General features: G+C 68.8%; 17 protein-coding genes. 9 read left to right on the top strand and 8 right to left on the bottom strand.

From position 1 onward, the window contains the following. Positions 1-30 precede the first annotated feature (30 nt). Positions 31-1,236 (bottom strand): PLP-dependent aminotransferase family protein, encoded by a 1,206-nt coding sequence (locus HUA78_RS31450; RefSeq protein WP_174477815.1) that lies wholly within the window; start codon positions 1,234-1,236, stop codon positions 31-33. Positions 1,237-1,460: 224 nt separating this feature from the next. Between HUA78_RS31450 and HUA78_RS31445 the strand changes: the two genes are divergently transcribed. Next, positions 1,461-3,047, top strand: coding sequence for an MBL fold metallo-hydrolase (locus tag HUA78_RS31445; protein WP_141644535.1), 1,587 nt, complete (start codon positions 1,461-1,463; stop codon positions 3,045-3,047). On the opposite strand, the gene cysC is transcribed toward HUA78_RS31445, so the two are convergent. Genes cysC through cysD form a run of 3 tightly spaced genes read right to left on the bottom strand, consistent with a single transcriptional unit; the run spans position 3,044 to position 5,770 of the window. Further along, positions 3,044-3,601, bottom strand: coding sequence for an adenylyl-sulfate kinase (gene cysC / locus HUA78_RS31440; protein WP_174455310.1), 558 nt, complete (start codon positions 3,599-3,601; stop codon positions 3,044-3,046). The two genes, HUA78_RS31445 and cysC, sit on opposite strands and share 4 nt — an antisense overlap. Before the next feature lie 7 nt (positions 3,602-3,608). Beyond that, entirely contained in the window at positions 3,609-4,865 is a 1,257-nt protein-coding gene (locus HUA78_RS31435) for a GTP-binding protein (protein WP_174477814.1), read from the bottom strand. Next, the gene (gene cysD, locus HUA78_RS31430) at positions 4,865-5,770 is read right to left on the bottom strand and encodes a sulfate adenylyltransferase subunit CysD (protein WP_220137878.1); all 906 of its coding nucleotides are present in this window, start codon (positions 5,768-5,770) and stop codon (positions 4,865-4,867) included. Before cysD ends, HUA78_RS31435 begins: the two co-directional genes overlap by 1 nt. 164 nt (positions 5,771-5,934) lie before the next feature. Here cysD and HUA78_RS31425 point away from each other — a divergent pair, with 164 nt between their 5' ends. Beyond that, on the top strand, positions 5,935-6,720 hold the full coding sequence (locus HUA78_RS31425) for a thioesterase II family protein (RefSeq protein WP_141644539.1): 786 nt from the start codon (positions 5,935-5,937) through the stop codon (positions 6,718-6,720). Positions 6,721-6,723: 3 nt separating this feature from the next. On the opposite strand, the gene HUA78_RS31420 is transcribed toward HUA78_RS31425, so the two are convergent. Further along, a complete protein-coding gene (locus HUA78_RS31420; protein WP_141644540.1) occupies positions 6,724-7,503 on the bottom strand; it encodes a 4'-phosphopantetheinyl transferase superfamily protein in 780 nt (259 codons plus the stop codon). A gap of 83 nt (positions 7,504-7,586) precedes the next feature. Here HUA78_RS31420 and HUA78_RS31415 point away from each other — a divergent pair, with 83 nt between their 5' ends. The 6 genes from HUA78_RS31415 to HUA78_RS31390 all read left to right on the top strand — a co-directional run bounded on the left by HUA78_RS31415 (position 7,587) and on the right by HUA78_RS31390 (position 15,244). After that, entirely contained in the window at positions 7,587-8,801 is a 1,215-nt protein-coding gene (locus HUA78_RS31415; RefSeq protein ID WP_174477813.1) for a phosphatase domain-containing protein, read from the top strand. A gap of 243 nt (positions 8,802-9,044) precedes the next feature. Continuing rightward, positions 9,045-10,295, top strand: a complete 1,251-nt coding sequence (locus HUA78_RS31410; RefSeq protein WP_174466168.1) for a glycosyltransferase family 2 protein — start codon at positions 9,045-9,047, stop codon at positions 10,293-10,295. Then, positions 10,292-11,392: a hypothetical protein gene (locus HUA78_RS31405; RefSeq protein WP_174466169.1), complete on the top strand. Its 1,101-nt coding sequence runs from the start codon at positions 10,292-10,294 to the stop codon at positions 11,390-11,392. The genes HUA78_RS31410 and HUA78_RS31405 overlap by 4 nt, the downstream gene beginning before the upstream one ends. A gap of 33 nt (positions 11,393-11,425) precedes the next feature. Beyond that, entirely contained in the window at positions 11,426-12,556 is a 1,131-nt protein-coding gene (locus tag HUA78_RS31400; RefSeq protein ID WP_174477812.1) for a hypothetical protein, read from the top strand. Between the two features lie 143 nt (positions 12,557-12,699). Further along, positions 12,700-13,278, top strand: a complete 579-nt coding sequence (locus tag HUA78_RS31395; protein ID WP_371745697.1) for a hypothetical protein — start codon at positions 12,700-12,702, stop codon at positions 13,276-13,278. Between the two features lie 85 nt (positions 13,279-13,363). After that, the gene (locus HUA78_RS31390) at positions 13,364-15,244 is read left to right on the top strand and encodes a Vps62-related protein (RefSeq protein WP_174477810.1); all 1,881 of its coding nucleotides are present in this window, start codon (positions 13,364-13,366) and stop codon (positions 15,242-15,244) included. Positions 15,245-15,271: 27 nt separating this feature from the next. On the opposite strand, the gene HUA78_RS31385 is transcribed toward HUA78_RS31390, so the two are convergent. Next, positions 15,272-16,375 (bottom strand): mannosyltransferase family protein, encoded by a 1,104-nt coding sequence (locus HUA78_RS31385; RefSeq protein ID WP_254623984.1) that lies wholly within the window; start codon positions 16,373-16,375, stop codon positions 15,272-15,274. Between the two features lie 210 nt (positions 16,376-16,585). Here HUA78_RS31385 and HUA78_RS31380 point away from each other — a divergent pair, with 210 nt between their 5' ends. Then, the gene (locus tag HUA78_RS31380) at positions 16,586-18,172 is read left to right on the top strand and encodes a carboxypeptidase-like regulatory domain-containing protein (RefSeq protein WP_174477808.1); all 1,587 of its coding nucleotides are present in this window, start codon (positions 16,586-16,588) and stop codon (positions 18,170-18,172) included. A gap of 67 nt (positions 18,173-18,239) precedes the next feature. Here the strand turns inward: HUA78_RS31380 and HUA78_RS31375 are convergent, their stop codons facing one another. Next, entirely contained in the window at positions 18,240-18,827 is a 588-nt protein-coding gene (locus tag HUA78_RS31375; RefSeq protein ID WP_174477807.1) for a hypothetical protein, read from the bottom strand. A gap of 468 nt (positions 18,828-19,295) precedes the next feature. Then, positions 19,296-20,549 carry a carboxypeptidase-like regulatory domain-containing protein gene (locus HUA78_RS31370; RefSeq protein WP_174477806.1) on the bottom strand — a complete coding sequence of 418 codons (1,254 nt, stop codon included), beginning with the start codon at positions 20,547-20,549 and terminating at the stop codon, positions 19,296-19,298. Between the last annotated feature and the right edge of the window lie 171 nt (positions 20,550-20,720).

Below are 20,720 nucleotides of genomic sequence, written 5' to 3'. Positions count from 1 at the left end.
GTCCCCTTCCCTTCGCGTCCAAAGCCAGACTCAACCTGCCCGAAGCACCGTGCCCAGCCGACGCACGGCCTCCTCGATGCGCGCTGGATCACAATTCGAGAAGTTCAATCGCAGCCCATGTGACGCCGAACGCCCGCCACTCACGCCGAAAGCCTGCCCCGGAAGAAACGCCACCTGCTGCGTCTCCAGCGCCCGGGCCAGCAACACCGTGGTGTCGCTCCCCTCCGGCAACTCCACCCAGACGAACATCCCGCTCGTGGGCTTCGTCCACGAAGCCCCGGCCGGCAGGTGCGTCTCCAGCGCCCTCAGCAACGTGTCCCGCCGCAGCCGGTACTCCCCTCGCAGCCGCGTCAGGTGTGCCTCCAACTTCCCCGACTGGAGGAACGAGAGCACCATCCGCTGCGTGAAGGTCGCCGTGTCGATGTCACTCGACTCCTTCACCGTCGCCAACCGGAAGACCAGCGACTCCGGCACCACCACCCAGCCCACCCGCAGCGCCGGCGCCAGGATTTTCGAGAACGAGCCGACGTAATAGACCCACTGCGCGTCCAACGAGCGCAGCGGAGGCAGTGCCCCGCCCTCCTCGTAGTGGAGCAAGCCGTACGCATCGTCCTCGATGATGGGCATGCGGTACTCCCGCGCCAGCCCCACCAGTCTCTCCCGCGCATCCATCGCGAGGCTCGTCCCGAGCGGATTGTGCCCGTCACTCATCGTGTAGAAGAACGCCGGCCGCTCCCCTGACGCGAGCAGCGACGCCAGGCCGTCCAGGTCCAACCCCGTCCGCGCATCCCTGCGCACCGTGAGCCGCCGCGCCTGGAACGGATCCAACACCTGCTGGAAGCCCGAGTACACCCGGTCCTCCAGGAGCACCGTCTGCCCCGGCTCCAGCAAGAGCCGCGTCAGGAGGTTCAGCCCCTGCTGCGCCCCCGTCGTCAGGAACACCTGAGTCGTCGAGCAGCGCACCCCGCGCTTCGCCATCAGCGCCACCACCTGCTCGCGCAGCGGCTCCAGCGTCGGCGAGTACTGCAACGCCCCCACCTGCTCCGCCAGCACCCGCGCCGCCGCCTCCGCCATCCCCTCCGTGGGAAACAACTCCGCGGCCGGCAGCCCCAACGCAAGCGAGAACACGCCCGGCCGGGTGATGATCTGCAGCATGTCCTGGATGGCCGAGGGCGCCAGCCGCCGGGCCCAGGACGCCAGCGGCAACTCCGAAGAGGAAGTCGAGGATGCCGTCACGTGGAGAAGCCTCCGGACGCTGACGCACAAAACGTGCGCACTCTTGAAGGTCCGACGTAATGGTAGCGCAGGCGAAATCCGCGAGGGCTAAAAGCCGTTAGAGGGAGAGACTCGCGGTGTGGACTCAGGGCCCACCCTTACAGGTCCAGCAGGCAGGCGAACGTCATCAGGGGCTTCCCTGTCTCCATGCCCTCCCAGATAATCAAACCTCGCCTGGAGAACCGATGCTGGACCGACCGATGTACCTCAAGCCCAACGTGGCGATCGAGCCACTGTACAACCAGTGGTACGCCTGGTGGTACCTGCTGTCTCCCGCCACCGCGCCGCTGTTCGTGACGAACCTGCACCAGAAGTTGATGCAGTCCTTCGTCGCAAACCCCGACGTCCACGTGGCCGCGCTGAAGAACCCGATGTTGATGGGCGGCCCGTTCATCAACCACCCCACGGCGCGCGCGGCCCGGGTGAAGGAGCTGCTCGAGCGGACGCTGCGAGACCAGGCGCACATGCTCGCGTACACCAAGGCGGTGGCGGAGCTGGAGCAGCTGATGGCGCCAAACAACGGCGGCTCGCTGGAAGCGCTCTACCCCAAGGTCCCGGACCTGCTGCGCGGCTACGTGGAGCTCACGTACGACCTGAGCAACCGCGCCAGCGCGCGCTTCATCGAGCCGCTGCTGTACAAGAGCCGCTTCTATCAAGAGTCCTCGCAGAGCGTGACGCTGATGCAGGTGGACGGCGACTGGCGCCCGTACATCTTCAGCACGCCGCGCCTCGAGGAGGACATGCCGGTGCACCTCAAGGTGCCCTACCGCCACGAGGGCCTGGACGCGCTGTTCCGCATGCGCCACACCCCGGGCTCGCCGGGCCAGGTGGCGGAGATGCTCGGCGTGCCGTCCTCGGCCGCCGCCGCGTTCGCGGACCTCTTCACGGACGCCGTGCCTCGCAAGGCGCCTCGCTATGACGGCGAGGGCGTGCGGGTGCGCTACTTCGGCCACGCCTGCGTGCTGCTGGAGACGAAGGAGGTCAGCATCCTCACCGACCCCGTCATCAGCTACGAGTTCCCCACGGACCTGCCGCGCTACACGCACGCGGACCTGCCCGAGCACGTGGACTACGTGGTCCTCACCCACGGCCACGCGGACCACTTGATGATGGAGACGCTCCTCCAGCTGCGTCACCGCGTGGGCACCATCATCGTCCCGCGCAACAACGGCAACTCGCTGGCGGACCCCTCCCTGCGGCTGATGCTCCACCACACGGGCTTCAAGAACGTGGTGGAGATCGACGACCTCCAGGAGATCACCATCCCCGGCGGCTCCATCACCGGCCTGCCCTTCCTCGGCGAGCACAGCGACCTGGCCATCCAGGCCAAGACGGCCCACCTGGTGCGCGTGGGTGGCAAGTCCATCCTGATGGCGGCGGACTCCAACGCGATTGAGCCGCGCATGTACCAGCACCTGCGCGACATCATCGGCCCCATCGACATCCTGTTCCTCGGCATGGAGTGCGAGGGCGGCCCGATGAGCTGGATGTACGGCCCGCTCCTGTCCAACCCGCTGCCCCGGAAGATGGACCAGGCGCGGCGCCTCAACGGCTCCGACTGCAACCGCGCCATGGAGATCACCAACCACCTGACGCCCAAGGAGGTCTACGTCTACGCCATGGGCCAGGAGCCCTGGCTGCGGCACGTGATGATCCTCGTCTACAACGAGACCACCCCGCAGCTCATCGAGTCGAACAAGTTCATCGACCACTGCCGCTCCAAGGGCATGCAGGCCGAGCGCCCCTACGTGCGCATGGAACGCGTGCTCTAGGCGGCGCGAGGCACCAGGAGTCCCCGGGTCTGGAGCGCGGCCAGCACGCGCTCAAGGCCCGCCTCCAAGGGCTCCGAGCTCGAGCGGACGGTGACTTCGGGCGCCTCCGGAGCCTCGTACGGGTCCGACACGCCGGTGAAGTGGGGCAGCTCACCGGCGAGGGCCTTCTTGTAGAGCCCCTTCACGTCGCGCGCGATGAGCGCCTCCAGCGGCGCCTCGATGTAGACCTCCAGGAAGGCCAGCCCCGCGTCCGCGGCCAACTGCCGCACCTCCGCGCGCGAGCTCTGATAGGGCGAAATCGCGGCGACGATGACGCCGACGCCGTGCCGGGCCAGAAGGCGCGCCACGTGGCCGATGCGCCGGACGTTCTCCTCCCGGTCCTCCCGCGAGAAGCCCAGTCCGCGCGTCAGCCAGGTGCGCACCTCGTCACCGTCCATCACCTCCACCGGACGCAACGGCTCCAGCCGCGAGCGCAGCGCCCGCGAGAGCGTGCTCTTGCCCGCGCCCGACATGCCCGTCAGCCAGAGAATGAATCCGGAGCCTTGCCGATTCATGCGCACCTCAGACCGCGGGTCCGTTGATCATCCCGGCACCCACCGTCGCGTTCGTGCCTTCGTCGATGAGGATGAAGCTGCCCGTGTGCCGGTTGCGGCGATACTCGTCGAAGAAGAGCGGCACCGTGGTGCGCAAGGTCACCCGGCCAATCTCGTTGAGCGCCAGCCGGGGACTCGTCTCGTCCCGGCTCAGCGTGTTGACGTCCAGCCGGTAGTGCAACTGCTTCACCTGGGCCCGCGCCGAGCGCGTGGTGTGCTTGAGCGCGAACCTGGCTCCCGGCTGGAGCGACACGCCCTCCGCCAGCCAGCACACCATCGCATCCAGGTCCTGCCCCACCATGGGCGGATTGCCCGGCCGGCACAGCATGTCGCCCCGGCTGATATCCAGCTCGTCCGCCAGCGAGACATTCACCGACATGGGCGGGAACGCCTGCGCCACGGCCTTCCCCGCCAGGTCCAGTTCGCGGATGCGCGTGGTGAAGCCGGAGGGGGGCGCCATCACCTCGTCGCCCGGCCGCAGCACGCCGCCCAGCACCTGCCCCGCGTACGCCCGGTAGTCGGGGAACTTCGAGGACATGGGGCGGATGACGCTCTGCACGGGGAAGCGCACGTGGATGAGGTTGCGGTCCGACGCGATGTGCACGTTCTCCAGGTGGTGCAGCAGCGTGGGGCCCTGATACCAGGGCATCCGCTCCGAACGCGTCACCACGTTGTCCCCGCCCAGCGCGGAGATGGGGATGAACGACAGGTCCGCCACGTCCAGCTTCATGGAGAACTGGCGGAACTCCTCGCGGATGCGCTCGAAGACCGCCGCGTCGAAGTCCACCAGGTCCATCTTGTTCACGCAGAGGACCAGGTGAGGCACGCGCAGGAGCGAGGCCAGGAACGCATGGCGCCGCGTCTGCTCCAGCACGCCCTTGCGCGCATCGACGAGGATGAGCGCCAGGTCCGCGGTGGAGGCCCCCGTCACCATGTTGCGCGTGTACTGGAGGTGCCCCGGCGTGTCCGCGATGATGAACTTGCGCTGCGCCGTGGCGAAGTACCGGTAGGCCACGTCGATGGTGATACCCTGCTCGCGCTCGGCCTTCAGGCCATCCAGGAGGAGCGCCAGGTTGACGTACTCGTCCCCTCGCGCGCGGCTGGTGCGCTCCACCGCAGCGAGCTGGTCCTCCAGAATCGAGCGGGTGTCATGGAGCAACCTGCCGATGAGGGTGCTCTTCCCGTCATCGACGGAGCCCGCGGTCGCGAATCGAAGCAGTTCCACTAGAAGTAGCCCTCGCGCTTGCGGTCTTCCATCGCCGTCTCACTGAACTTGTCGTCCGCCCGGCTCGCGCCCCGCTCCGTGACACGCGAGGCGACAATTTCCGTGATGACCTCCGCCACCGTGACGGCGCCGGACTCCACGCACGCGGTGCAGGTCATGTCCCCCACCGTGCGGAAGCGCACCGGCGCCGTGGTGACCTCCTCGCCCGGAAGCAGCGGCAGGTAGGGAGACCACGCCATCAACATGCCGTCCCGGCGGAACACCTCGCGCCGGTGGCTGAAGTAGATGGACGGCAGCGCCACGCCCTCCCGCGCGATGTACTGCCACACGTCCAGCTCCGTCCAATTGGACAGCGGGAAGACGCGCAGGTGCTCTCCCCGGCGGTGGCGGCCGTTGTAGAGGTTCCACAGCTCCGGGCGCTGGTTCTTCGGGTCCCACTGACCGAACTCGTCGCGGAACGAAAACACCCGCTCCTTCGCGCGCGCCTTCTCCTCGTCGCGGCGCGCACCACCGAAGACGGCGTTGAAGCGGTGCTTCTCGATGGCCTCCAGCAACGGCACCGTCTGCGCGCGGTTGCGCGAGGCGCGCGGCCCCTTCTCCTCCGCCACCCGGCCCCCGTCGATGGCCTCCTGCACGGACGCCACGAGCAGACGCGCGCCCAGCTCCGCCACGCGCGCGTCGCGGTACTCGAGCACCTCCGGGAAGTTATGCCCGGTGTCCACGTGCATCAGCGGGAACGGGAGCGGCGCGGGCGCGAAGGCCTTCACCGCCAGGTGCAACATCACCGCGGAGTCCTTGCCGCCGGAGAACAGCAACACCGGGCTGTCCAGTTCGGCGACCACTTCCCGGATGATGAAGACGGACTCCGCCTCCAGGGCGTCCAGGTGCGACAGCTCGTAGCTCACGCGAAAAACGCTAGCACGTCTTCCGAGGAGTCCCGCCAGTCCACTCATTCACGAATTCCGAGCAGAGACAGCCAGTCCTGTACGCTGGGTAGAAGTCTTCAACACGCTCGAAGTACCGGGGCCTTGACCCGTTTTCCTCGGCTGTGCGACAGAACCATACCGCCATGCCCAGTGCTCCCACCCCGAACCCGAACTCTCCCGAACGTTGGTTTCCCTCCCGGAAGCCGCTGACAGACCCTCGCCTGCGGCTGTTCTGCCTGCCGTTCGCCGGAGGCAGCGCGTCCATCTACAGCGGCTGGCAGGGAGGCCTGCCTCCGGGCGTGGAGCTGTGCGCGGTACAGCTGCCCGGCCGTGAGCGGCGGTTGATGGAGAAGCCCTTCGACAACATGTCCGCGCTGATGGACGTGCTGCTGCCGGTGCTCGCTCCGCTGCTGGACAAGCCGTTCGCCTTCTTCGGCTACAGCATGGGCTCGCGCATCTCCCTGGAGCTGACGCGGCGCCTGCAGGCGCGCAACGGCCCGCTGCCCCGGGGCCTGGTGCTGGCCGCGTCCGGCGCGCCCCGCGAGTCGGACCGCAAGCCCATCCACCACCTGCCGCAGGAGCAGTTCATCGAAGAGCTGCGGCGCTATGACGGCACGCCGGAGGAGATCCTCCAGCACCGGGAGCTGCTGGAGCTGCTGGTGCCCACCCTGCGCGCGGACTTCGCGCTCGCGTGGTGGGAGAACGGCCCCGGGCCCGTGAAGCTCGACGTGCCCATCTCCGTCATGGGCGGCACCGAGGACAAGCACGTGTCCCTCGCGCGCCTGGAGACGTGGCGCGAGGAGACGCGCAACGCCGACTTCCGCATCCGCCACTTCGAGGGCGGCCACTTCTTCCTGCGCAAGCAGCAGCCCGCGATGCTCGCCGCGCTGGGCGAGGACCTCACGCGCTGGATGGCCGCTCCGGCCTGAGGCTCACGCCGCCTCGTCGAAGCGGGGCGGCGCGTCCGACTCCAGCGGCACGGTGAACTGCCACCGCACGCGGAAGGGCCGCTCCCTTGGCCCCCGCATCGCCACCGCCGCTTGATGGCGTTCGGAGGGACGCAGTTGCATGAAGCGCCAGGTCTCCGGCGTGTCCACCATCCGCGCATCGAAGGAGATGCGCGGCTCCTTGCCGGCCTCCAGGTGGAAGGCGAACTGGTCCAGCGGCAGGGACAGCCCCGCGCCCCGGGCCTTGATGTAGGACTCCTTGAGCGTCCAGTACTCGAAGAAGCGCCCGCGCTGCTCGGCGGCGGGCAGGGCCCGGAGGGCGGAGATCTCCGGGGGGGCGAAGAAGTGGTCGGCGATCTCCACCGTCTCGCCCGGCCGCTGGGCGTCCTCCACGTCCGCGCCCAGCTCCGCGTCGAGCCCCACCGCCACCAGCGCCATGCCGTCCGTGTGCGACAGGTTGAAGCGCAGCCGCGCGCCCCACTCACCCCGCACCTCCGGCCTCCCGTACGCGTTGGTCGAGAAGCTCCACGCCGAGGGCGCCACCGGCGCGTAGCGCGACAGCGTCAGCCGCACCAGCGCGTGACTCACCAGGTATTGCCGCTGGTGACGCTCGAAGCGGAAGCGCTTCTGCTTCTCGCGCTCCCCTGAATCCAGCAGCCCCCAGTAGGCGTCCAGGAGCCGCTGTTCCTGGATGCGCTCGGGCTCGACAATCCACACATGGACTTCGTCCGGACGAAGCTCCAGCGGAACGGCGACAGTCGACATGCCTCACCTCTACCACGCCGGGCCGCACCCCGCGTAGGCTCGGAAATCCAAGTCCGGCCTCGCGCCGGAATGGGGGGAGCAACATGGATCCGCACGCCGCGACGAAGAAGCTGGAGACGCTGCGCACGCTCATGGCCGGCCACACCGATACCAGCGAGGAGCGTCGCATCCTGGACCTCCTGCGCGACGCCAACGCCGCCGAGCTGAACTACCTCCTGGCCAACATCGACCTCGAGTCCCTGCTGGGGGACATGGATGACCGCATCTTCGGGCCGGACCACCACACCGCCCTGTTGACGATGCTCTGTCGCGAGCGCGCCGCCCAATTGGCCCTGCCGGTGCGCGCAAGCCTGGTGACAGCGCTCCAGCGCGGGGGCACCCCCGCCACCGCGGAGCGCGCCCTGCGCGACATGTTCCTGAGCGTGCACGGCCGAGAGCTGACCGCCTTCAAGAACCTGCTCGACGCCGGCAACAACCACCAGGACCTGGAGAAGCTCCTCTTCGACGACGTGGACGACCCGGCGCTGCGCGAGGAGATCCTCGCGCACATCCTCCGCGAGGGCGAAGCGGCACCCAGTGGCGAGAACAAGGTCCTCAGCGACATCGACGACACCTTCTTCGCCAACCTCAAGGACACCCGGTACCCGTCCAAGACGGTGTACCCGGGCGTGCTCGCCTTCTACGCGGAGCTGGACCGCGGCCCGGGCATCATCCCCGGCCGGGAGGGCGACCTCACCTTCGTCACGGCCCGGCCCATGGACCCGCTGGGCGCGGTGGAGAACCTGACCTTCGACTCCCTGCGCAAGCACGGCGTCCCGCCCCATGTCGTGCTCTCCGGCAGCCTCACCCACCTGCTGGGCAACTCCCGCATCGCCGCGAAGAAGTTCGACAACTTCCAGCGCTACGTGCGCGTCTTCCCGGAGTACGGCTTCGTCTTCGTGGGCGACAGCGGACAGGGCGACGTGGAGTTCGGCGACAAGATGCTCACCGCCGCCCCGCACGCCGTCCACGCCGTGTTCATCCACGACGTGGTGGACACCCCGGAGATCACCCGGCGCGCGTGGCGCGAGAAGCGCATCCACTTCTTCGACACCTATGTGGGCGCCGCGCTGGAGGCCTTCGCGCTGGGCCTCATCTCCCGCGACGGACTTGCGCGGGTGGCCATCGCCGCGCGCGAGTCGATGGAGGGCATCGCCTTCACCTCCGCGGCCCAGCGAGATGCCCGCAAGGTGGAGCTGACCCGGGACCTCCAGCGCGCGGACGCGCTGACGTCTCCGTCGCCTCCCGCGGCGCACTGACGCCTCCCAGGCGTCGAGCACGAGAAGCTCGGGGGTGCCCTCCGGGCCCGGCGCGCTGACGCGTACCGGACGGCCTCCGGCGCGCGATGACGCCTGGGTGAGCAATCCCCTTCCACCGTCCCTGGGGGCAGTTGGCGTGGGCCCAACCCCCACCAACTTTCCCCCCGCTCCCTCATGGGAGAAATGGGGGCGGCGCGGGCCGCCACGGGGAAGGGGTGGCGGCGTGATGGGGGACGGGACCTGATGGAGCTCTTTCCCATCCAACTGCTGTTCATCGTCGTCTTGATGAACCGCTACATCCTCGGTCCGTTCCTGCGGCGCCTGCGCGGGTCCAGCATCGACCGGGTGGACGACACGTACCGGCCTCGCGTCGCCATCGTCATCCCCCTCTTCAACGAGGGGAAGGGCATCTTCCACGCCATCCGCAGCCTGCTGGAGCAGGACTACCCCAGCGACCTGCTGCAAATCGTGGTGGTGGACGACTGCTCCAACGATGACAGCTACACGTGGGCCCTGAAGGCCGCGGAGGGACACGCCAATGTCCTGGTCATGCGCAACCCGGAGAACATGGGCAAGCGCAAGGGCATCAACCGGGGCGTGAAGGCCGCGGTCGACGCGGAGATCATCGTCTCGGTGGACTCCGACGTCATCGTGGACCGCTCCGCGGTGCGCAACCTCGTGCGCCGCTTCGTCAGCTCCCGCATCGCGGCCGTGGGCGGACGGACGTACGTGACCAACCGGCACCAGAACTGGCTGACGCGGATGGTGGAGATCAAGTTCCACTTCGCCCAGCAGTGGCTGAAGGACCTGGAGCGCAGCTTCCGCCAGGTGATGTGTCTGTCCGGCTGCCTCACCGCGTATCGCCGGCATGTGCTCCTGGAGCTGGAGCCCATCCTGGAGGCGCGCTCCATCGCCGGCATCCCCATCAAATACGGCGAGGACCGGTTCCTCACGCGGCAGATCGTCAAGCACGACTACGAGACGGTCTACACGCTGGACGCGTTCTGCTTCACCGCCGCGCCCGCGACGCTGGCCGGCTACTTCTCCCAGCAGCTGCGGTGGCGGCGCTCCAACCTGGTGGACCTGCTCGGCGGCCTGTCCCACGCGTGGCGCCTGCACCCGGTCATCACCATCCACTACGTGTCCCAGCTCGCGCTGCTGCTCGCCTACCCCGTCGTCATCGTCCACAACGTCCTCACCGGCGAGTTCCTGGACATCCTCTCGTTCCACTTCCTCGTCATCGGGTTGCTGGGAATCATCTACCGACTGGAGACGCGGCATCTGCCCGAGGACCGGCGCGTGCATGGGGCGTGCTTCCTGCCCATGGCGCTGCTGATGCCGGTGACGTACGCGCTCTTCACGCCGTTGGCACTGCTGACACTGGACTCCGGGAGTTGGGAGACGCGGGGCAGCCCCAGCGTCGCCCCGGCTCCCTCCACCGAAGAAAACCGGAGCGGACTGCCGCCCAACCCCGCCGGAGAGGGCTCGCCATGAACCAACGTGTCGCGAATCGCATCAATGCCATCGCCGTGTCCACGTACAAGCTCCTGGGCTCGGTGCTCCTGGGGATCATCCTGGCGGCGCTGGTGTCCTTCCTCGCGGTCCAGGGCTTCTTCCTCCTGAGCCATGGCTGGGTGACGCCCACGGTGGTGTCCCCCACGGACCCGCAAATCCTCTCACTGAACACGCAGCTCGCGGCGCAGACGTCGGCGAGAGACCACGTCGTCGCCGAGCGGCGCGCGGTGGAGAACCGCATCGAGGATGCGGAGCGCACCGTGTCCGCGGAGCGCGCCTTCCAACAGCGCTTCCTGGTGGCCCTGCGCGGCGAGCGTGCATCCAAGGACCGCGCCGCGAAGCGACTGGCCTCCCTGCGCCATGAGTACGGCCGGGCCCGTGAGGAGATCCTCAAGTCCAACCGGGCCTACGCGGGGCTGTCCCGCGCACGCACGGACGCGATGTATGGCGCGCGGCTGCTCCAGCAGGAGGACAAGCTCACCATCAATCACCACCTGGCGCAGCTGGCGCAGAGCAACCTGGCCCTCGCGCAGACCACGGTGGACATGGAGACTCGAGTCGACTCGCTCCATCGGGAGCTCGCGGGGCTGACGGCGGTGCAGAACGGCATGGGCAAGGACGGCACGCCGGTGGGAATCACTCCGGACGTGCTGCTCCTGGAGCGCGAGTACACGCACTCGGTGCTGGAGCAGGCCCGCGCCGTGGCGACGCTGCGAAGCCTGGAGCATGACCTGAAGGCGCTCGACGACGTGTCCCAGCGCTACGAGGCGCTCATCGTGTCGCTGCGAGCCTCGCCCTATCTGCGCGCCATCGAGAAGGACCTGACGGTGGCCTTCGTGCCCTACGAGAACCTGAACAACGCGGCCGTGGGCACGCCCCTCTTCGCGTGCGCCGCGAAGGTCGTCTGGTGCCGCGAGGTGGGCGTCGTGGGCCGGGTGCTGGAGGGTGAGGTCTCCATCAAACACCCCATCCGTCAGCACATGCTGCGCGGGGTGATGGTGGAGGTGAAGCTCACGGACTCCGCGTCGGCGCGCGAGGACCTGCTGCACCTGGGCCGCGCGCCCCTGGTGCTGTGAGGGCATGCGCACATGAAGACGTGGAGAAGCCCCATGCGGAAGACTCTCACTTGTGGCGTGTTGGTGTTGCTCGCCGCGCGAACCCCGGCGGCTCACGCGGAGCAGCCCACCGAGCCGGCCACTCCCGACGCCAGTGTGGAGCAGCGCGCCGCGGGTTACTGCGACTGGGTTCAAGGACTGGGCGACGCGGAGGCCGCGCTGGAGCTGGCACCCGAGGTGTTCGGCAGCTTTGGCGTGGTGAACACCGGTGAGGCCGAGGGCGGCGTCCCGCTGGGCAAGCCGAAGCTGCGGGTGACGGCGGGCCTGAGTTACGACTTCGTGGGCCTGTACCGGAGCCACAAGATTCACCGACGCGCGGCGGCGGAGTGCCGCCGACACCAGGCGCTCTCCTCGCTCCAGGCGGCGGTGAGACAGGGCATGGGGCTGGGTGAGGACTCGGCGCTGGAAGCCCGGGCCCGCGTCCTCCAGGACGCCCTGCCCCGCGCCGAGGAGCTCGTCAACGCCTTGCGCGCGGACCTCCGGGACGGCCGGGCGACGCTGGAAGAACTCAACGCGATGCAGGTGCGCCTGGACAACCTGCGCTCCCTGAGCACGGACACCGCGCTGGCGCGAGAGCGCCTGGCGTCGCGCCCCGAGTTTCCTCGCGGACAGCGACTGGAGCCCTTGCTGGAGGAGCTGCGCGCGGCGGATGACGCGGTGGAGGTCGCCACCGGAAGCCTGCGCCGCGCCAAGGCGTGGGAGCTGAGCGTGCGCGGAGGGTATGACGAGGTCTTCGACGTGGAGCAGGAAGTCCCCCTCTTCGGGCAGGTCATGCTGACGTATGACCTGGGCCACCTGTGGCAAGGCAAGGCGAATGCCCGGGCCCGCGACGGTCGTCGACGTTCGACGACGAATGACGTGGACGGCGTGCATCAGAAGATCTCCGAGTTGCTTGTGGAGCTGCGCTCGCGGCATCGGACGGAGGAGGCTCGGCTGAGGGAGGTCTCCGCGCTCGTGTCGGACCTGGAGGGACAGCTTCGCGAAGTGGAGGCACTCCAGACGCGGGAGATACGCCGCTTCCGCGACTATCTCCTCCTGGAGCTGGCACGGTTGCGCGCGGAGCAGGCGTACCTGACGGCGCACGTGGAGGCGCTCACGTCCTTCCTCGGGACGACGCGTCCCTGATGTCAGCCAGGGCCCCGAGCCGTGTCCTCGTGGCCTGTCTGGGGTTCGGCGTGCTCTCTGTCCTCGGGTGGGCTCGGCCTCCGCCCGGTGACGCCCAGAGTCCCGGCGCCATCCGAGGCGCGGGCGCGCGGAAGAAGGAACGTGTGACGACCTTCGCCCTGGTGCCCTTGTCGAAGTTGCGGGTCACGCAGGGCGCGCTGCGCGAGCGGACCGATGGACGGCTCGACGTGGAAGGCGCACGGCTGCGAGCCATCGTTCCCGGCACGAACACGACGTCACGCGCGGAGCTGCGCTTCTCGCTCCGAGGCTCCTCCAGCGAGCAGCGGGCCCTGCAGTCCGGAGAACAGCGACAGCAGGTGGGCCTCAAGCTGCGCGCGCGCGACGGCTGCAACGTGCTGTACGTGATGTGGCGCTTCGCTCCGAAGGCGGACGTCGTCGTCAACTACAAGCGCAACCCCGACCAGCACCACAGCAGTGATTGTGGCAATCGAGGCTATGTCACCGTCCGCCCGTTCCGACGCAGCGCGGTGAGCGCGCCCTCCAAGGGAGAGGAACACGCCCTGCGCGCCGAGCTGGCCGGAGTGACGTTGCGCGTCTGGGCGGACGACTCGCTGGTCTGGGAGGGCGACCTTCCCCCAGAGGCCCTCGCGCTCGACGGCCCGGTGGGTCTGCGCTCGGACAACGTGCGATTGACGCTCCAGCTCCGAGTCCCCCCACCCTGACGCATTCCTTCCAGGTGCCAGACTGGTGTCTTGAAGAGACTTGAGGGCATCCTGCGCGTCCACGCAGGGACATGAAGAGGCCCGTATGCTCGCTGGACGTCTGGGTTCACTCCGCTGGCTCGTGCTGTCGTCGTTGGGAGTGGGCGCGCTGGGGTGTGGCGGTTCGCTGGAGGCCGTCGAAGACACGTCGCCGCGCGACACGGAGGCCGCCCTCACGGGACTCCAGGGTAACACCGTGTATGGGCGATGGCTCGGCTCTGGTGGACGCAATCCCACCCATCCCGGCAACCGCACGTTCTTCGTCGACCACGCGGGCCCCACGGCGACGGTGACCTTCACCCTCACCTCGTCCGTGGATGCGTACCTCTACCTGCTCGACGCCAGCGGCAACGTGCTCGCGGAGGACGACAACAGCGCGGGCAACCTGGGCGCGCGCGTGTCCCTCTCCCTGGCCCCGGGCACCTACAAGCTCGTCGCGGCGACCGCTTCACCGGGCCAGAGCGCGGACCTCACTCTCGCCTCCGACAGGGCGCCGGTGCGCTTCAGCCAGCGACTGCTCTTGAAGCCCGTGTCGACCTTCCAGTGGATCTACGACGACAGCGGCACGGGCTCCAACAACGACGTCTCCATCTGGCGCCCCAACCTCGCCCAGGCGCCCGGCTATTACTCACTCGGCGATGTCGCGATGCCCAACGGCGGCGGAGGCCCCACTCCCGCGACAGCGCTCGTGGTGCAGGGCGAGGGAGACCTGCTCGCCCGCCCCGTGGACTACGTCTGGGTCTGGGACGACAAGGGCTCCGGAGGAACCCACGATGGCTCGTTCTGGGAGCCCGTGGCGCCCGCCGGCTACACCTGCCTGGGCGCGGTCGGGGTGCTGGGTTACGGCAAGCCCTCCACGGACCTCATCCGCTGCCTCAAGAGCGAGTACGTGGTGGCCGCCGACCCTGGCGCCGTGTGGAACGACAGCGGCTCTGGCGCGAACAACGACGTGGGCCTCTGGCAGAGCAACGCCAGGGACCACCGGGGACTGCCTGTCGCCACCTTCGTGGCACGGCCCAGCCACTCCGACACGGGAGGCAGTCGCTACTGGGCCCTCAACAAGAGCGCGACGGCGCACCCGGAGCTCCAGGGGCTGCCCGTGAGCGCCGCGACGGCGGCGGCCTTCGCCCCTCGCGTGTGGATGCACCCCGGCGAGGCGTACTTCCCCTCCTCCACGGAGTTCCACCTCGCCAACGTCCACGTGGAGGGCGGCCATCAGGTGACGAACCAGGCCCTGGGCTGTGACTCGTGTACGGACCCGCAGTTCCTGGATGGGCAGCGGCCGAACCAGGCGCCCGTGCCTGTCTATGCGGAGCTCATCACCCGCACCGTGAATGGGCTGCCCACGTCCACGACCGACGTGGTGTATTGGATGTTCTACCCGTACAACAATGGCAAGCGCGTCTGCATTGGCTGGTACTCACCCTGGGGCTGCGTGGGGGGCTACTCCACCTTCGGCAACCACGTGGGGGATTGGGAGCACGCGACGGTGCGCTTCGTGGAGGGCCGGCCGGCGCAGGTCTACCTGAGCCAGCACTCCAACGGGCAGACCTTCACCTATGGCGACAAGGGCATGGGCTTGCTGGGCTGGCGGCCGGAGCTCTTCTCCGCCCAGGGCTCCCACGGCGTCTACGCGGATGCGGCCCGGCACATCTACCGGCAGTTGCCCAACGGCGACTTCCTGGCGGATGACACCGGACGCGGCATCGCCTGGGACACGTGGAGCGCCCTGGTGCCGTTCGACTGGCGCACGCCGGGCACCTTCGAGGGGAGCCTGGCGTGGCTCAATCGCACCGAGCGCTGGGGCAATCCGAAGTCGGGCTGCGAGGTCTCCGAGCCCATAGCGGGGGAGTGCGTCCTCAACGACGGGCCCACCGGCCCCATGTCGAAGAGCGCATCACGGCCGGACTTCCTGCCCCTCGACTGACACGAGAGGGGCACTCGCCTTGCGGCCCTAGTTGATGGGGTACGCGTGGACGAAGAGGAAGACGAGCATGCCCTGGAACAGCGCGAAGCCGAGCACCACGGGCCCTCGCAGCGCGGGGTGCCGGCCGAGCCAGGCCCCCAGGGGCAGGAAGGCGGGCCACACGGCCGCGCTGTAGCGGCCCAGGCCCACCAGCCCGACGATCCACAACACGAGCATCAGCGGAACGCCAAAGGCCGCCAGCGCCCACCAGCGCCGGCGCGCCAGGAGCAGCAAGGCCCCCACGCCGGGGACGAAGGAGAGCGCCACGTAGAGGCTGACCTCGGGCGCCCAGTCACCCTTCCACCAGGTCAGCAGCCCCGCCCAGGCCCCCGCCCACTCGCCTCCGCGCACCTTCCACCAGATCTGCGGGTCTCCGAACTTCCGCCAGAGGAAGACGAAGTAGAGCGAGGTCATCACCAGCGGTATCGCCAGCGCGAGCATGTCGCGGTGGAACCACGCCCGAAGCCCGCCCCCACGAGAGCGCACCTGCTGGAACAAGAGGGACAGGCCCGCCGCCAGGGACAGGTGCCGCGCCAGACCGCCGAAGCCCAGGGCGAGCGCCGCCCACCAGTGACGGCCGCGCAGACTCAAGAGCAGCGCGAGCGCGGTGAGGAACACCATCCACGACTCGGGGTAGCCCGCGGACTGGAAGAAGGCGAAGGGATACGCCGTGAAGAGCAGCAGCGAGACACGGGCCGTCTCCTCGCCTTCCAGCGCGCGAAACAGCCGATACAGGACGATGAGTCCCAACAACCCGGCGACGTTGGCCACCAGCACCAACGAGACCTGGATGCTCAGGCCCGTGGCGTCTCGCACCCACCGCCCCAACATGGGCAGCAACGGGAAGAAGTTCGTGGCCTGGGGGCGCTCATAGCCCTTCTGCGCGATCTCCATGTACCAACCACAGTCCCACCGACAGAACGCATCCAGCCCCGCCGGGCCCACCTGCTGGAAGGGCGCGCGGTGGAGCCTGTTGTCGAACGCGAGCGATACGCGCGCGAGCAGCAACAAGGCCAGACGGCTGAAGAAGAAGAGCCCCACGGGAAAGGCCAGCTCCGCGCCCAGCACGCGCAACCGCGCGCCCAGGGACATAGGCAGCGGCGCCTCTCCTGAAACAGGAACATCGGTGGACATGCGGTGGAGAAATCCGAGGGTGCGGGAACGGCGGACACCCTACCCTACTCCTTCGCCCTTCACAGCGGGGAAGACCCCGGCGGCCGTGCCCAGAACGACCCCGGGAATGGTAGTCTCATCTGTCTCGCCCAGGTTGCGCGGGTGCGAGGAGCCTGGGAGGTCCACATCATGCGTGCAAAGGCTGGCTGGGTCGCGACCGCGGGAGTCGTGACGGCCCTTGGAGTCGCCGCGCTGCTGCGCCAGGAGCTGACGGCGCGAATCCGTCCGCCTCCTCCGGCCGCCATCACGCCCGTCCCCCTCCAACCCACGGCCCCTCCCGCGAGCCCCTCCGCGCCCAGGCCTCGTCCACCACTGACGCCGCCCACGCGGGATGGGACGGGACTCGCGGAGGTCCGCGTCGTCTCCGCCCAGGACCAGCGGCCTCTCGCGGGAGCCATGGTCGCCATCATTCGCGAGCCCGTCGACCTGGCCAATCCCTTGGAGTCCGCGCTCACGGATGAGCAGGGCCTGGCGCGGTTCCCCGCCGCGCTCCCCGGGCACTTCCACCTCTGCGCGCGCGGCGCGGGGCACGGCGAGGACTGCGAGCCGGACGTGGGCCTCGTCGCCGGAGGAACCATCACCGCCCACCTGGCGCTGCCTCCCGGCGCCACCGTCACCGGACAGGTGCGCAAGCTCGATGGGACGCCCGCCCAGGGGGTGCGATTGATGGCCAGGGGCGAGCGCTCAGTCGAGAAGTGGATGCCCACCCAGGCCATCACGGACGCGCAAGGCCACTACCGCCTGGATGGCGTTTCGCCGGGCCCCGTCTACATCCATCCCTTCTCCCCCGAGGGCCAGGGGCTGGGTCGCGACCTCGACGTCAAAGCGGGAGAGGAGGCTCGGCTGGACATCCAGTTCGCGGGCTTCACCACCGTGACAGTCCAACCCTCGCGCAGCCGCAATCGCCGCTGGTCCCGGTTCAAGAAGTCCAACAACGTGGATGTCATCGAATCCGTCTCCGTCGGCGTTCCGCTGCGGCGTCAGGACGATGGCGGTTGGACCGGCAACGTCGAGGTGGGAAGCCACACCGCGCACGTGAGCGGCGTCCACGGCTGGTCGACCCTCGACGGATGGAAGAAGGTGGAATTGGCCCCCGGAGTCCCGCTGTCCATCAAGGTTCCGTATGACTCGAACGTCCACGGAGTCACCATCGGGCCACCCCATCCTCCGGTGCCGCACTACTTCGAGCTGGCGGGTCATGTCCTCATGCCGGACGGCACGCCCGCGAAGGGGGCACGCATCTCCGTGATGAAGCCCACCCAGTACTGGAGAGGCTGCAGTCAGAGCCCTCGTTACTTCAGCCAGATCCGCTTCGAGGGCTCGGCCTTCGTGGTGAATCCCGTCGTGGGGACGCAGACCGTCGTCCATGCGTGGCTCGATGACGGCCGCGCCGGCAGCGTCACCGTCACGGCCACCGAGGGCCAGAGGGTGGTCGCGGACATCCGCTTGGAGGACACCGGCGCCGTCGTCGGCCACGTCGACGTCACCCAGGAGGGGACGTATGTCGTGGGCCCGCGCCTGAACGTCGACGACTGGATCTACCACCCCATGTCCTTCCGGGGGGCGGACGGGCGCTTCATCGTGGCGGGTCTTCCCCCGGGAGAGCACTTCCTGACGATGGAGGGGAGTCTCGACAAGCGCCCCTTCGTCATCGAGGGCGGGGCTCGCACGGACCTGGGACACCTCAAGGCGGACACGCTGGCCCGGACGCCCTGACTCGCGCGAAGCCCTCGCGTCGGGTCCCGGCGCGCCTCGGCGAGGGCCGAAGCGCTCGGGCGACACTTCAGAGCACGGTGCGGATGGACCGGTCCCCGGCGATGTACTGGTTCAGCGTGTAGCCGAAGTCCGACGTACAGCCGGCATCCACCTTGCGGAGCGCCGCATACAGCGCGCGGCCCACCGGGACGGTATCGAGCACGGACCTCACGCTGAAATGCTCTTCATGCGCGGTGACCTTGAGGTCCTCGTCGAGCACGACCTTGTGCACCGCTTGATAGGTGAAGGAATCCCCGACCAGCTTCTGCCAGGGGCGCCACAGGAGGAAGTGCTTGAAGACCAGCGTGCACGTCACGTCGGCCAGCACGACGTGCGAGCCGTCCGGACGGACGGTCTCCGCGACATCCCCGAACACGATGCGGCAGTCCGTGAGGAACGTCCGGTTGACGTAGACGAGCCGCCGGATGCTCTCGATTCCCTGCACCGTGAGGAGCGGATCCTGGAAGGTGGCATCGGGATGGTAGTGCTTCGTCGCGGCCGCCCGAGGCGGGCGCTCGTCGACGCCATAGAGGATGGGCAGGATGCTCCGGACGAGCTCCGCCGCACTGCTTCGGGACTCATGGAGAGACAGGGTGGAATGCGCGACATCCCTCATCTGGGATACCTCCGACTGGGGTGGTGAAGCTGCTTCGAGCCCGAGCACGCATCAAGCCCGGACAGAAAAACCACGCGGCGGCGCCAGGCCCGTCAGCGCGCCCTGGAGCAGCGCGGAGCGCGGGGAACTCAGCGGCAGGGCTGGCGGCATGGAAGGCGCGACGGTCACCGCGGCGTTGCGAGGCGCTCCCCAGCAGTCGCCCCGAACAAGCATGACGGCGTCGCGCGCGACCCCCGCGCCAATGACAGCCACACGACGTCGACGGAAGGGGGTTCGCCCTGTGGGAATGGCACGCATTCGGAGGCCGGGATGGTCTCCGTTCGGGCGGGGGCTCGTAATCGCCTGTCAGTCGCGGATGGCTGTCGGCTGCTGGACGGCGACCTTTCCGGACACGGCACCCTTCATTTCGGCGACGACAAGGCCCCGGCGCGCGAGCACGCCGGAGCCCCTTGCAACCATCGACTCAGGTCAAGGCAGCGGCGGCAGCGTCAGCACGCCGTTGCACTGGCCGGGGGAAGCAGGCACGCCGGCGCCGCCCCACGGCGCGCCCGTGTTCACCGTCACGCTGCCGCTGGGCGGCGGCGGACACCCGAAGCCCGAGGCCTGGCGCACGGTGACGTTGACGTTGGCCGGCAGGTTGTAGAGGACGTCGGTGCCCGCCCCCACGCACATGTTGCGCGTCTGCGTCCCACCGGTGGGGATCGGAATCTCCAGCTCCAGGCAGATGGGCAGCACGGTGCCGGGCGGCAGCGACGCGGCGTTCACCACCACGCGCAGACAGGCGGGGTTCGTCTTTTCGATGTCCGCGTTGACGAAGCCAATCTCGCTGGTGTTGCCCCCGAAGCCGGTGGACGAGATGCGGCTGCAGTCGTCAGGGTCACACGTGACGGTCTCACGCACCCCGCACTGCGTCGGGTTGGGCGCCCGCGTGGCGGGGGCGGCCTGCTGGTTCCACACGTTGGTGCCGACACCCATGGACCACAGCGCGATGGAGCTCGGCGCGGAGCCGGCCATGTCGTTGGTGAGCGGGATGAAGATGCGGGCCGTCGCGCCCGCGCGCAGCTTGAGCAGGGTGCCCTTGGCGTCACGCACCTCCGTGTAGATGGCGCCACGCGACTCCAGGAAGACCGTCTGGCCCGCGCGGTTGATGGCGGCGTCCGCGCCCGGCATCGCGAGCAGGCCCGTGTCGATGTAGCGCACGCCCACCGTGAACGGGGGGACGGGCTGCTCACCGGAGGGGCCCTGGAGCGCGCTCAGGTTCACCTGGATGGAGGCGCCGCTGCGCGGGTCCGCCACCGTGGGGGTGCCGCCAGTGAAGGTCTGACGGTGGAGCGTGTGGAGCACGAACCGGGCCCCGAGCACGTTGCGCGTGATGGCGCCGACGTGGGGCATGTACCCCGGCGCGGTGATGGTCAGCGCGGAGCCCATCGGCGCCGGCGCGGACACGGAGAACGAGCCATCCGCGGCCGTGAGCGTCCCAATGCCACGCAGGTCCACCATCGCGCCAGCGACCGGCGCGCCCGTGGCCGTCGTGACGACGCCACAGGCCGTCAGGCCCGTCGACGAGGGCGTACACTGGACGAGCGGACGCGCCTGCTCCACGGAGGGCTGAGGCTCGACCTCCGCGTCAGGCGCGCCACAGCCGCCACCGAGCACCACCGCGCCTCCGAGCAGACCGCACAACCACAGCCACTGCTTGCCAGCGATTCTCGACAGAGACATCACATACCTCCGGATTGGGAGAGAGGTGGCATCGGGCTCGATGACACCCAGGAACACGATATGTGATTCGTCTGACGTTGACACGACTGGCACAGGCGTTTCAATCCCGGCGTCAATATCCATCCAAACACAGTCATACCACACACGACCCACGGCAGGCGGGACCCTCAT

This window comes from Myxococcus sp. CA033 (genome assembly GCF_013336625.1).
Classification (GTDB): domain Bacteria; phylum Myxococcota; class Myxococcia; order Myxococcales; family Myxococcaceae; genus Myxococcus; species Myxococcus llanfairpwllgwyngyllgogerychwyrndrobwllllantysiliogogogochensis.
The sequence above is the reverse complement of the archived record's forward strand: the minus strand, read 5'-3'. Positions and strand labels throughout refer to the sequence as shown.